Annotated in this window: 14 protein-coding genes; 11 read left to right on the forward strand and 3 right to left on the reverse strand. The window is 54.2% G+C overall.

The window, feature by feature from the left end; translation table 11 throughout:
- The first annotated feature begins 128 nt into the window (after positions 1-128).
- The 4 genes from ACZ500_RS15650 (at position 129) to ACZ500_RS15665 (ending at position 3,125) form a co-directional block, all read left to right on the forward strand.
- Positions 129-347, forward strand: a complete 219-nt coding sequence (locus ACZ500_RS15650; protein WP_464228299.1) for a hypothetical protein — start codon at positions 129-131, stop codon at positions 345-347.
- A 147-nt stretch (positions 348-494) separates the two neighbouring features.
- Positions 495-827: an STAS domain-containing protein gene (locus tag ACZ500_RS15655; RefSeq protein ID WP_464228300.1), complete on the forward strand. Its 333-nt coding sequence runs from the start codon at positions 495-497 to the stop codon at positions 825-827.
- A 143-nt stretch (positions 828-970) separates the two neighbouring features.
- Positions 971-1,411 carry an ATP-binding protein gene (locus ACZ500_RS15660; protein ID WP_464228302.1) on the forward strand — a complete coding sequence of 147 codons (441 nt, stop codon included), beginning with the start codon at positions 971-973 and terminating at the stop codon, positions 1,409-1,411.
- A gap of 28 nt (positions 1,412-1,439) precedes the next feature.
- Entirely contained in the window at positions 1,440-3,125 is a 1,686-nt protein-coding gene (locus tag ACZ500_RS15665; protein ID WP_464228303.1) for a L,D-transpeptidase family protein, read from the forward strand.
- Positions 3,126-3,241: 116 nt separating this feature from the next.
- Here ACZ500_RS15665 and ACZ500_RS15670 read toward each other — a convergent pair whose 3' ends face one another.
- Positions 3,242-4,048 (reverse strand): enoyl-CoA hydratase-related protein, encoded by an 807-nt coding sequence (locus ACZ500_RS15670; RefSeq protein ID WP_464228304.1) that lies wholly within the window; start codon positions 4,046-4,048, stop codon positions 3,242-3,244.
- Between the two features lie 317 nt (positions 4,049-4,365).
- Between ACZ500_RS15670 and ACZ500_RS15675 the strand changes: the two genes are divergently transcribed.
- The 7 genes from ACZ500_RS15675 to ACZ500_RS15705 all read left to right on the forward strand — a co-directional run bounded on the left by ACZ500_RS15675 (position 4,366) and on the right by ACZ500_RS15705 (position 11,805).
- Positions 4,366-4,545, forward strand: a complete 180-nt coding sequence (locus tag ACZ500_RS15675) for a hypothetical protein (protein ID WP_464228305.1) — start codon at positions 4,366-4,368, stop codon at positions 4,543-4,545.
- Positions 4,546-4,752: 207 nt separating this feature from the next.
- Positions 4,753-5,718 (forward strand): decaprenyl-phosphate phosphoribosyltransferase, encoded by a 966-nt coding sequence (locus ACZ500_RS15680; RefSeq protein ID WP_464228306.1) that lies wholly within the window; start codon positions 4,753-4,755, stop codon positions 5,716-5,718.
- Positions 5,719-5,999: 281 nt separating this feature from the next.
- On the forward strand, positions 6,000-6,149 hold the full coding sequence (locus tag ACZ500_RS15685) for a hypothetical protein (RefSeq protein ID WP_464228307.1): 150 nt from the start codon (positions 6,000-6,002) through the stop codon (positions 6,147-6,149).
- 241 nt (positions 6,150-6,390) lie between these two features.
- A complete protein-coding gene (locus ACZ500_RS15690; RefSeq protein WP_464228308.1) occupies positions 6,391-7,620 on the forward strand; it encodes an FAD-binding oxidoreductase in 1,230 nt (409 codons plus the stop codon).
- A 2-nt stretch (positions 7,621-7,622) separates the two neighbouring features.
- Positions 7,623-8,357, forward strand: a complete 735-nt coding sequence (locus ACZ500_RS15695) for an SDR family oxidoreductase (protein ID WP_464228309.1) — start codon at positions 7,623-7,625, stop codon at positions 8,355-8,357.
- Between the two features lie 325 nt (positions 8,358-8,682).
- A complete protein-coding gene (locus ACZ500_RS15700; RefSeq protein WP_464228310.1) occupies positions 8,683-10,434 on the forward strand; it encodes a hypothetical protein in 1,752 nt (583 codons plus the stop codon).
- Between the two features lie 468 nt (positions 10,435-10,902).
- Positions 10,903-11,805, forward strand: a complete 903-nt coding sequence (locus tag ACZ500_RS15705) for a C1 family peptidase (protein ID WP_464228311.1) — start codon at positions 10,903-10,905, stop codon at positions 11,803-11,805.
- 41 nt (positions 11,806-11,846) lie between these two features.
- Here the strand turns inward: ACZ500_RS15705 and ACZ500_RS15710 are convergent, their stop codons facing one another.
- Both ACZ500_RS15710 and ACZ500_RS15715 read right to left on the reverse strand, forming a co-directional pair.
- Positions 11,847-12,728, reverse strand: a complete 882-nt coding sequence (locus tag ACZ500_RS15710; RefSeq protein WP_464228313.1) for an SDR family oxidoreductase — start codon at positions 12,726-12,728, stop codon at positions 11,847-11,849.
- On the reverse strand, positions 12,718-13,134 hold the full coding sequence (locus ACZ500_RS15715; RefSeq protein ID WP_464228314.1) for a hypothetical protein: 417 nt from the start codon (positions 13,132-13,134) through the stop codon (positions 12,718-12,720). Before ACZ500_RS15715 ends, ACZ500_RS15710 begins: the two co-directional genes overlap by 11 nt.
- Positions 13,135-13,173: the final 39 nt, after the last annotated feature.

Raw genomic sequence — 13,173 nt, forward strand, 5'->3', positions numbered from 1 at the left:
GCCTTTTTGCCGAACTGCTCCCTGCTCGCCCAACACAATGGTCTTGCCGGCTAAGGAACCTTGCGCATCGGGCTCCCCTATGCCAAGAATCAGGGCAACGTTCCTTTGGAGGGAATCCGTTTTCGCAGATGCCTGCCGATCGCGGCGATATGCGCCCAAGCGTGAGAGCCGGGACGGCGTGTGTGTTCTGCCCCGGAATGGGGGTGCTGTTCGAAATCGAGGGGATCGGGTATTTGCCTGGAGGCGGCCTGGCGGCCGCGGCGCCGGCGTGCTTACAGATTGACACCGGGCTCGCCCGAACCGCGACCCGCATCGAAGGGTTGAGGCTGATCAGGGGAAGCCGTTGAAAAATCCGGGGCCCCACCCGAAGAGCTGAGCCCGACCCGGCAATGAAAAAGCCCCTTTCAGGACAGAAACCGGAGGCAAAGGCCGGCGGCGAAAGCGCCCTGCAGATGGAAATACGATCACGATATGTATCTTATATGGAGGAACCTATGGAGATTCGCATTGAAAAGGATAACCAGGACGTCGTCGTCTCTATCATCGGCCGCATGGACGCCGTCACCGCGCCTGGTTTCGACCAACAGATCGAACAGAAAATCTCGGAAGGGGAAAAACGCTTTGTCGTCGATCTTTCCCAGCTGGAATACATCAGCAGTGCCGGTCTGCGCAGCATGCTCTCCATGGCAAAGAAGCTGAAGCAGAACCAGGGGACCCTTGCATTGTGCGGACTGAAAGGCGTCGTCAAGGAGGTCTTCGACGTCTCTGGATTCAGCTCCATTTTCAACATCTGCGAAGACGTCCAGAAGGCCAGGAAAGAGCTCTGATATCCTGGAGTTCGCTCCCATCCTTTCTACCGGTCTGTTGGAGCCCAACGGCAGGCACTTCCTCTTTCCCTGAGGGATGACTTCGAATCTCGTGAGGCCGCCTCAAAGATACCGTTCCATCGATTACAGAAGGGGGGCAAAGTATGGTCTCATCTGAAAAGGGGCGGATCACACTTCCTGCGACTTTGGAAAACCTGGAAGATTTCAAACGGTTCATCGTCCAAAATGCTGAAAAAGCCGGTTTAGATCCCCAGAAAACCATGGAGATGGAACTCGCCGCCGACGAAATCCTGACCAACATCATCTCCTACGCCTACGGCGGAGCATCGGGGGATATCACCGTTACGTGCAGCACGGATACAGAAGGCCTGTTCGTTGTAGAAACAACTGATGAAGGGAAGCCTTTCGACCCGCTTCAAACGGACTTACCGGATGTCTCGGCTTCCCTCGAACAACGCGAGATCGGCGGTCTTGGCCTCTTTCTGGCCAGAAAGATGGTCGATGAAACCCGCTACGAACGGCGCGTTGACCGTAATATACTGCGTCTCTACAAAAAGATTCGAAGCGTTCCATCAAACCTCTGAATGGACAAGGAGCCTTTTGAAACTCTACGTGTCTTCGAAAATCGGGCCAAGCCTCATCGCCTTGTTCATGATCCTGAATCCTTTCTCGACGCGGCCATCGGCCGCCCAATCCCCCTTGCTCATTCTGGACATTCAGTCACGGATCAAGGCATTGATCCAAAAAGAGCGAACTGGAAAAGATCTTGTCTGCTCCGGTGAAATCGTATGCGGAATCCTGTTCATTCCAGACTTTTATGGCGCCCGCGACTACCGCCCGGCTTGGGGGATCGAGGAACAGGATTACAGGAATGCCGAGGATCTGCTCTCTTCCATCCAGGATGCCGATGCCGACGGGCTGAACCCTTCCGATTACCACCTCGGCAACCTGCACCGGATGATGAAGGCCGTCCAGAGAACTTACCGGGAAAGGGGCACACCTTCCCCTCAAGACCTCGCCGAGGCAGACCTGCTCCTGACCGATGCATTTCTGCTGTTCGGCTCCCATCTCCTCGGCGGGCGGGTCAACCCCGAAACGATTCACACGGACTGGAAGGCATTTCGGCACAATGCCGATATGTCCGCTATCCTTTCGAAGGCCATCGAAGAGAAGGCCATCGGTGCGGTGCTGGATCGCCTTCGGCCGCCCCATCCGGGGTACAAAGCCCTCAAGAAAGCTCTGGAGGCTCGCCGGGAGGACGCGCCCAAAACCGAGTGCCCTGTTGTGCCCCCGGGACCGACATTGCGGATGGGCGACCGGGACCCTCGAGTTTCAGCCTTACGGCTGCGGGTTGCCGCCGAGGGATACCACCTCCCCGACACGGCCGATCCTACCTATTTTGACGCCATTCTCAAACAGGCTGTCTCCGGCTTTCAGGCGCGTTATGGTCTCGCCGTCGATGGCGTGGTCGGGAAGAACACCCTTCACGCCTTGAACCTTCCACCTGAAGCCCGGATCCGCCAAATAAAGATCAATCTCGAGCGGTGGCGCTGGATTCCCAGGGAACTTGGGCCTCGCCACATTCTTGTAAACATAGCGGACTTCAGCCTGCAGTTGGTTGAAAACGAGAAGACGGTGGAACGAATGCGGGTCGTCGTGGGCAAGCCTTACAGAAAAACGCCCGTTTTCAGCAGTGAAATGACCTACCTGGTCTTCAACCCTTTTTGGAACGTGCCCCACAAACTGGCCGTCGAGGATATCGCCCCTCTGGTGCGCAAGGATCCGAGCTATCTCAGGCGCCAGAGGATCAAGGTTTTCAGCGGTTGGGAGGGAGACTCTACGGAAGTCAACCCCGCCATGATAGACTGGTCACAGGTCACGAAACACAATTTCCCATACCGCATGCGGCAGGAGCCCGGCCCCCTCAACGCACTCGGGTCGATCAAATTCATGTTCCCGAACAGGTACTCGGTTTACCTTCACGACACACCCAAACGCTACCTTTTCAATAGAAGCATCAGGGGTTTCAGCTCAGGATGCATCCGTGTCGAGAAGCCCTTGGAACTCGCGCTGTTTCTCTTGAAAGAGTCCAACGGGTGGACGGTCGAACGGATACAGGAAAAAGTGGATTCCGCCGAGACCCGCACCGTCCCACTCCCCAAACCCGTACCTGTTCATCTGCTTTACTGGACCGCCTGGATCGACGAAGAAGGGGGCCTCCGTTTCTGCAACGACATTTACGACCGCGACACCGCCCTCGATGAAGCCCTCAGGAAGCGTCCAGCCACCGAGGGGTAAAAACCGCCCGCCGTGAAACCGGGCCGGCAAATCGGGGCCCGGTCTTCGGGTGCGCAACACCCAGGCAACCTGCCGGGCCCGGGGCAGGTGTGCTTCTCTGTGTCAGATTGCCCCTCTCACCTGCCTTTGAACTGCGGCGGTCGCTTCTCTCTGAAGGCCCGGATGGCTTCCATGAGGTCTTCAGAGGGCAGTTGGGCCGCATTTTTCTGCGCCACATACTGCAATCCGGAATGGACGCCGAAATCCCTGCTGTGAAGCGCCACGTCCTTAACCCCTTGGACTGCCAAAGGCGGCAGATCGGCAATACGCTGGGCCAGTCGGGAGGCCTCCTCGATAAGGCCCCCCTGCTCATCGCACAGACGGGTGATAAAACCCATCCGGAGGGCCTCCTCCGCGGTGAAATCCCCTCCGGTCAAAGCTGCATCCATGAACCAGCCCCGGCCGACGATGGATGGGAACCGCTGCAGCGTGCCCAGATCGGCGATAATGCCCATGCGGGTCTCCCGAATCGAAAAAACGGCATCCCGGCTGGCCATACGGATATCGCACGCGCAGGCGAGATCCACCCCGCCGCCGATACAATGGCCGTGCATCGCCGCAATGTAAGGTTTGCGGGAGCGCTCGATCGACGAGATGCTTTCCTGGAAATGGACGATGATCCGGCGCACGGCCTCACGGTCGTACGCCCCGCCACCCTGCAGCATGCCCGAAAGATCCGCCAGATCGATCCCCGCCGTAAAGCTCCTGCCCTCGGCGCGTATGACCACCACCCTGACGTCGGGATCGCGATCCAGCTCACACACTGTTTCCTCGAGCTCGTCAAAAAATCCAGCCCCCAGCGCATTGCGTTTTTCGGGCCTGTCCATGATCAACCATGCCACATGACGATGCCTTTCGATCCTGATCGACTTGGTTTCCGACACCTCACACCTCCTGATTTCCTTGCGGCAGCGCTTCCACCGACCTCTCTCCGCAGCGATCCGTCAATAGCCCGAACGGGAAAAGACCACAAGCCTCCGCCGGGACATCGCCGACCCCATCAAAACACCGAGAGTCCCGCCTTTTCAGGTACCCCCGCCCCGAAAAACCTCTTCAACGGGACAATCCACGATCTGAAAGGACGGCTGCAACATTCGCCGCCGAAAATACCCTAAAAGCGATGCGGCATGCAAGCGCAGATCGTTCTGCCTTTGACATTCATCTCCTCGATCGGATATGTAAGGATAGTTTCCATCCGGAAATGGTCTTTTTGGCCAATCTCGGCGTCAATCTGCACGTTTGCTTGTGCGGCGACCACCAGGTCGCCTCCGCACAAACGCTTGATTTCCTTGATATTGGCCAAACCGGGACCCGCCGCGTAGCGGTGGGACTGAGCGGCGAAGCGGTGAAGAAAAATCCTCATTTCCGGATCGGAAACTGAGTTCTACCGCGAAATCATTTCCGGATGGATACAAGGATAGCCCCGAGGGAAAACGACCACCCGCGAATGCATCCCATGACAAACTGCTGCAAAGCAGGCGTCAGGCCGTCAGGCACTGGGCGCGATTTTCGGAAACGCGCTGCCTGCCCGGAGTAGGGGTAAGAATTTTTGATTGCCGCCGAGATTGGCAAAAAAGACCATTTCCGGATGGAAACTCTTTATGAACGATTCCCGGTCACCCTGCACAAGAATTCGGAAAGGAACCTTCTCTTGCAGAAATCAAAGGCTATCATCCACCTGCTGAGACCGCACCAATATCTGAAAAACGGCTTTATCTGGCTTCCTGTCTTTTTCGCTCACAAACTCAACGATTTTACTGCGATCCAAAACACATTCTATGCCTTTGTTATTTTTTGCCTGGTAGCAAGCAGTGTTTATGTACTAAATGACATCATCGATCGTGAATCCGATAGAAGCCATCCTGTAAAAAGGGAAAGACCTTTAGCGAAAGGCATACTGAGTAGCGCTGAAGCCTGTTTCATTTTTTTTATACTTATATTTATTTCCTTTTCATTATCAATATTGATTCTACCATATCCTTTTTTACTAATTATTGCATGCTATATCATTATCAATATTTTTTATTCTATCTACCTAAAAAACATTGCAATCATTGATATATTCTGCATCGCAACCGGGTTCGTTTTGAGGGTAGTTGCGGGCGCTACTGCATCAAGTGTTCCCGTCAGTCATTGGATCATCATCATGACCTTTCTGCTTGCAATTTTGATAGCGTTAGGGAAACGAAGAGATGACCTACTGATTGCTGATTCATCAGTAAAAATAAGGAAATCGCTGAGCGGATATAATCAGGATTTTATTTCCCTAAGCATGGTACTTATGTCATCGGTTGTCGTTGTTTCATATATCCTATACTGCGTATCGAATGAAGTCGTGCAGAAATACAATACAGCAAACCTTTATTTAACAGCCTTCTGGGTTCTTCTTGGAATTCTGCGTTATATGCAGATCGTCTTTGTCCATAAAAAAGGCGGCGCACCAACTTCGATTCTGCTGCATGACTACTTTCTGTGGATTGTGATTTCCGGATGGATCTTCACCTTTTACTGGTTGATCTATGGCGGTGGATCCAAGGTATTGACCGGCCATTGATTACACGTTGCAAACACATTTCCCGTAAGGTGACACGCTCGTTCATGCTCTTTCAATTCGCCGATCACCCTGAGAATGCAAATCCCAAGGCCTTTACAAGGCCCGATAGGCAGCGTTCAAGCCTTTTGGCAGTCGCAGCGATCTCCAATCGCATCACGCCCCGGTTTATTCAGGAAGATCCCATGCGGGGATGGTTTTCCAAATCGGATCTGGCTTTTTTCGACTGCACCTGCCAAAATAAAAACAGGTGTGCGCATCCGTTGAGCAGTTTCCATCCGGAAATGGTCTTTTTGCCCAATCTCGGCGTCAATCTGCACGTTTGTTTGTGCGGCGACCACCAGGTCGCCTCCGCGCAAATACTTGATTTCCTTGATATTCGCCAAACCGGGACCCGCCGCGAAGCGGTGGGACTGAGCACGCGCAGCGTGTAAAGAAAAATCCTCATTTCCGGATTGGAAACTGGGTTCTACCGGGAAATCATTTCCGGATGGATGCTAAGCAGCCTGGCGAAGTCAGCCGCAGATGTGGGAAAAAACCGTTTCCGCTGGAAAAACGAGCGCACATCCGGTAAAAATCGCCATCTTGGGGGTATGCGTGAAAAAGGTTTCGGGATGGGGAAGATTCCCCCGCATCGAATGCCAGGCGTTCCGGTTCAACAGCCGGAGGCAGCTGATGGATCAGCTGGACCGCCTCGAGGGTGGTATTGTCTTCGCCCGCGGAAGGAGCTACGGCGACAGCGCCCTGGCTTCCCAGGTGCTGCTGACGAACCGATTCGACAGAGTCCTCGATTTCAATCCCGGCAGTGGGATCGTCACCTGCCAGAGCGGCATGACCCTCGCAGAAATCATTCAGGCTTTCCTCCCACGGCAATGGTTTTTGAAGGTCACCCCCGGGACCAAGGCCATCAGCGTAGGGGGAGCCATCGCGAGCGATGTCCATGGCAAAAACCACCACATTCAGGGCTGTTTCAGTCAAGGGGTGCTTTCCTTCAGCCTGCTGATTCCAAGTGGTGAAATCTTGACGTGCAGCCGTACCGAGAATTCCGAACTGTTTCATGCGACCTGCGGGGGGATGGGTCTGACGGGCGTCATACTGGAAGCCACCCTGCAACTCCAGCGTGTGCCTGGCCCCAATATCGCAGAGAAACGGTTTCGTTGCAGCAGCCTTGAAGACATTCTCGAAGGATTCGACAAAAACCGGAACGCGACCTACTCGGTGGCATGGCTCGATTGCCTCGCACGGGGCCGCAGCCAGGGACGCTCGATCCTCATGTGCGGCGAACATGCACTCGGAGAGGACGCTGAAAAACCTGTGCGGCAGCCGCGCACACGTTCCCTGCCTTTTCCCATACCGGCTTTCCTTATGAACAGATTGTCCGTGTCCACCTTCAATCACTACTATTTCGATCAGTGCCCCGCCCAAACCACCGAAAAGATCGTCGGCTTCGACGCCTTCTTTTACCCTCTGGATTCGATCGACAACTGGAACCGTCTGTACGGATCGATCGGTTTTACCCAGTACCAGTGTGTTCTGCCAAAGGAAACCGGCAAGAAAGGACTGAAAGCCATCCTGGACAGAACGGCAGAGGAAGGACTCGGCTCGTTCCTTGCCGTACTCAAGCTGCTTGGACCTGCCAACACGAATATGCTCTCCTTTCCGATAGAAGGATACACCCTGGCGCTCGATTTCAAGATCGAACAGAAGCTTTTTCCTTTTTTGGAAAAGCTGGACCGCATCGTCCTCGATCACGGCGGCAGGCTGTATCTGAGCAAAGATGTGCGTATGCCACGGCACGTATTCCAAGCCGGGTACCAAAATTGTGACCGCTTCCGGGCGTTGAGAGAACGCTACGGCATGAACCGCAAATTCCATTCACTGCAATCCAAACGTCTGGGGATCTGATCATGCATATCCTTATCTTGGGGGCCAATTCCGACATCGCCCGCGCTCTCGCAAGGACATTCGCCAAAGAGGAAAAGGCGGATTTCTATCTCGCTTCGAGGGACAGGGAACAGCTTGAGGAACAGGCATTGGACCTAGCCAACCGCTATGAAGTCACCGCCGAAATCTTCCCGCTGGATGCCATCGATTTTGACACGCACGCCGCCTTCTATAAAAATCTGGAACCAAAGCCCGATGGCGTCGTCGCCGCGTTCGGGTATATGGGGGAGCAGGATCGGGCACAGCACGACTTTCAGGAGGCGCGCAAGATCATCGAAACGAACTACCTGGGCACCGTCAGCCTGCTCGAGATCGCAGCCGCAGACATGGAAACCCGCCACCGCGGTTTTATCATCGGGATAAGCTCGGTCGCCGGAGAAAGGGGGCGTGCCAGCAATTACATTTATGGATCTGCGAAAGGGGCCGTCACCCTGTATCTGAGCGGTCTGCGAAACAGACTGTGCAAGAAGCACATTCAGGTTACAACTGTCCTGGCGGGCTTTGTCGATACCAAAATGACGGAGCACATGCATCTGCCAGGCCTGTTGACCGCCAGCACCGACGAGGTCGCCAACGACATCTACCGAGCTTACAAAAAGGGACGTTCTATCGTCTATACCAAATGGTATTGGCGCTGGATCATGCTGATCATTCAATCCATCCCGGAGTTTCTGTTCAAGAGGCTGTCCATCGGGTGATTTCCATGCCGTTCCGGCCCGTGCTGAACAATCATTTCCGGATTGACGCTGCCATGAAACGGCCTTTTCTTCGAAGTCATGGAAAAGCAGCGAAACGATTCCCTGCAGGATAAAGCAGACTTATTTTTTGAAATACTATGCAAGGTTTCATAATGTCTTACTGCATTGATAATAACAGAGCCATCTCCTTCTCCGACTGTAAAACAGCGACGCCGACCATTGAAAGACGAAGCGCTTTCAGCCAACCCGGGAAACTCGCAAGGGCTGCAATGTATCCAAGGGGAGGGCCAGGCGCGGAGCGAGGACACTTTTCCAGAATCGTTTCATGCTGACATCCAGGCTCTCTCCCCCATTGAACCGCTCTCCAATTCGCTTGAAACTGGCGGGCGTTCTCCTCCTGGTAGGGATAGGACATGCCGCATCCCTGTTCGGGTTCTTTCTTGCCGATGATTTTTACAACCTTAACAATGCGTTAAGAGGCGGGTGGTCTCTAAATAATATCACCCAAGGTTTTTTGATCGACAACTATTGTTTTCAGGACGGTTGGACGCCTCCCTTCCTCTCCCAATTCACCCTCCATTATTTCAGACCGGTGTTTGTCTTATCTCTCCTCTTGGACCACGCCGTCTGGGGATTGAAAGCATGGGGCTACCATCTGACCAATATCCTGCTCCATCTCATGGTTGTAGGATCCCTGTTCGGTATTCTGCGCGAATGGCTCCCCTCGAAAGACACCCTGGCCCTTTTTGGAGCTGCATTTTATGGACTCATGCCATATCACGGCATGAGCGTGGCGTGGATCTCCGGACGAACCGAAATACTGGCAGCCCTGGGAATCATGGTTTCCCTGTGGGCTTTTCTTCGCTTCGACCGTACTCGCAGGTTCACGGACTACATCCTTTCAGTGACGGCAGGCCTTTTCGCGCTGTTGTCCAAAGAAACGGCTGTAGTTTTGCCGCTCCTGCTGACCGCGGCATGGACATTTCGTCCCAACCGGCGCCACTTCTCATTTCTTTGGCTTCTACCCCACTATCTTCTCCTGATCTCCTATTTGACGGCACGCGCCAAGATCCTGGATGGATTCCCGGTTCCTCCGTCATCCATCTATTATCACAGCCTCGATGAACCAGGCTTTGCCCTGTGGGCCCTTGCAAAAGCGACGGCGGTATTTTATGATTTGTTTTTGCATTTTCCCCTTGTTTTCCCTGCCGAAATGATCCTCCAGCAAAAGCCCCTCATCCTGGTGCTTCTCGCAGGGGGAGCGATCGTGATCGCTCTGAAGCTGTTTTTCATCCTTCGCCAACAGCCGGATAACCAGATTCGACGTGCAGCCTTGTTTGCCCTGTGCTGGGCGGTTCTTCCCATGCTGCCCACTGCACCGATTCTGATCGCACCGATCTATTTCTATTTCTCTCTGGCCGGTGTAACGCTGTTCTACCTCATTCTATGGGAAATTCTTTCAATCCCCGGGCGTGTCCTCGATCCATCTCACGGCAAGGGGCGCAAGCGCCTCTGCTACGGCCTGTTGATCAGTTTCGCACTGGCGCTCCAAGTCGGGAACGCGCTATATATATCGGGATCCCTGCATGCCAAACGGCTGCTCTATCAGATAGCCGGCGTGGTGCAGTCCCATCCCCCGGCAAAAAAGGTCTATCTGATCGATTCTCCTTTCATCTCAGGCCCACCCAAGGCTGGATTCGAGATGCTCTGGCCCGAACATCCATTCAAACTGTATTTTCTTTCAGTACACCCTCAGGAGTGGCGGAGAGCCGGAACGCCTTCCCGCATACGCCAATTGGACCCTTACACACTTGAAATCACCGCTATAGAACGTCCTTACGCAGCTGTGGGCGGGGCCTTCGCCATGGGAGCCACTGAACGAAGCACCATCCAGGCCGGCAACATTTTCAAAACGGATGACTACACGATTACCCTCTCCGAAATCGTCGCATCCGGACCCCGCGGGCTTCGGGGCGTGAGACAGTTCATCTTTCGTTTCCAATCTGAGATTAAAAACCCTGACAAACTGTTTTTCTTTTATAGCGATGGGTCCTTTCACCCCCTCAACCCATTTTGATCCAGACCCTGCCAGGAGCAGATTCCATCCGGAAATGGTCTTTTTGGCCAATCTCGGCGTCAATCTTCACGTTTGCTTGTGCGGCGACCACCAGGTCGCCTCCGCGCAAGCGTTTGATTTCCTTGATATTGGCCAAACCGGGACCCGTCGCTGAGCGGTGGAACTGCGCGGCGAAGCGGTGAAGAAAAATCCTCATTTCCGGATCGGAAACTGAGTTCTACCGCGAAATCATTTCCGGATGGATACAAGCTAGAACACGATAACATCATTTCCGGATTGGAAACTGGATTGTACCGGGAAACCATTTCCGGGTAAACACTGGGAGTATCCATCCGGAAGCGGCTTGCAGGGCAATAGGGATACCAACACTAACTTTCCCCGGCTTTTCCTTGCGCTTTCCCACAAAAGATGTATCATTTTAATAGCTAAAGCATATTCCAAATCAGGCATCTTTTCCGTGAGGGCATGATGAGACGTATCAAAGCGAGGCTGAACTGTTGGGCTCTTTGCGCCTTCCTGATCCTTGCCGGAAGCCTGCCCGCACTGGCCCTTGACCTGCCCGGCATCCAGGAGGCCATCGCGTCACGGAATGCCCGCTGGAAGGCCGGCCCCAATTCAATCACCAGGCTCAGCAACAGCGAAAGATTGAGCCGGCTTGGTTTTGCCGTTGACCAGGATATGGGCGGTCTTCCCCCTTTCACCAACTGGTTGGAGACGCTCCCTGAGCGTTTCGACTGGCGTGAGGCAAGGGCAGTCAGCCCTGTCAAAGATCAGGGAAATTGTGGTAGTTGCTGGGCCTTTTCCATGGTGGCCACTCTCGAATCCATCGCGCTCATGCAGGGAATGACGGCACCCGATTTTTCCGAGCAGTTCCTCGTTTCCTACTCCCCCCTCGACAAGGGATGCAGGGGCGGCTCGCTCTGGACCTCGGCAATCTTTTTAAAGCGGATTGGAACCGTCGATGAAGACTGCATGCCCTACCGCGAAAACGATTTCAAATGGCCCCCTCCATGCCCTGAATGGCGCACGGCGCGCTCCGGCACGCTCGGGTGGGTCGGCGTCGCGCATACCGTCGATGCACTGAAAGCTGCTGTCTATCAGGCACCTGTTGCGGCAGGTTTCTACGTCTATGAGGATTTTTACCATTACGAAAGCGGAGTGTACACCTACACCACCGGAGACCTGCAGGGGGGCCACGCCATCCAGATCATCGGCTGGGATGATGCGGATCGATGCTTCGTCGCCAAAAACAGCTGGGGCACAGATTGGGGGGAGGAGGGTTTTTTCAGGATCGGCTACTCGGAAGTCAACCATCCTGTCTTTTTCGGAATCAGCGCGATACTCATGGGGGAATTCTGGACGGGGCCATAAACCCTGCCGGAGGTCTATCGTGCCGCCGCGACACGCTGAAATCAGCGCGCTGAAGAACGTATCCTGTTTAGAAACCCTTTCAAGATCCTGTCCATGACCCGGGCCGGAACCAACATCGAAAGAGCTGCAACCGCGCAGGCATCCCGTCCGACCAGATAGCGCGTGCGGGGATGTCGTGAATTGAGGGCATGCAGAACCGCCCGCGCTGCAACCCCGGGAGAAACAGCTCGCAGCTCCGCCTCCTTCCATATAGACGTCATAGGTGCAGCCAACGGGGCGTAAATTTTTTGCATTTGCCCCGGCAGAGAACTTTGGATGGCCTCGACCTGCGCATCGATTTTGTCCCAGATCGCTGAGCGGACCGATCCCGGTTCAATCAAGGACACCCGGATACCCCATGGCCTCAGCTCGCGGCGCAAGGCATCCGTCATGCCTTCCAGGGCATATTTGGAGGATGCATATGGTCCTGAAAGCGGCATCGCAAGACGACCCAGGGCAGAACTTACCTGTATAATTCGGCCTTTTCCTCTCCGAATGAGCGGCAGAAAGGCCTGGATAACCCGGAGCTGTCCGATCAGATTCACCTCGAACGTCCGTCTGAATTCATCGAGTGGAACACATTCCACCGCTCCGGGAACACTGATGCCGGCATTGTTCACCAGCGCGAAGAGGCCGTCTTTGGCCACGAGTTCTTCCGTCATGGCAACAGCCGCCTGAACCTGCTCATTGTCCGTGATGTCAAGCAAAAGCGTATGCAGCCTGCCACAGTCCGGCTGCGTCTGCAGGAGCGCCTTCTGGTCCGCATCCGTCCTCACCCCGGCAAAGACCGTGAAACCGCTTTCTGTCAAGGCGTGTGCCACACAACGGCCGATCCCGGTGGAAGTACCGGTGACAAGCACTTTTTTCCCCAAATTATTTTTCAAGAATAGGTCCAATCTCCCTCTCCATTTCCTTTCCTTCCCAACCACAGAGATTCCATCTGCACCAATTGCCTTGACCATCGCAGGCCACATGTCTACCATAGCCAATCAAGATTTCTCTCCATTGGGCAAAGGTGTTTCTGACTAGATCCATACGGAAAGGCTCTTTTTGGCCAAGAATCCTCATTTCCGGATCGAAAACTCGGTCGTGCTGAACCTTTTCTTTCCTGATGGACATTGACGAACCCCGGCGTCTATTTGCGGGAGCTTTTTTTCGGGAATACTCAGGCCGATCCAATAAAGGCCTCGACACCTCTTGATTTCGGTGAAAAATCCCCATTTTCGGTCCGGGGACCAATCCGCATGCGTCAATTTTTTCGGCATTGACGCCGATGATAAAACCCTTCATATCTGATCCGAACGTGAAAGGATCGAGTTAGTTTCCATC

This window comes from Desulfatiglans parachlorophenolica (assembly GCF_055394735.1).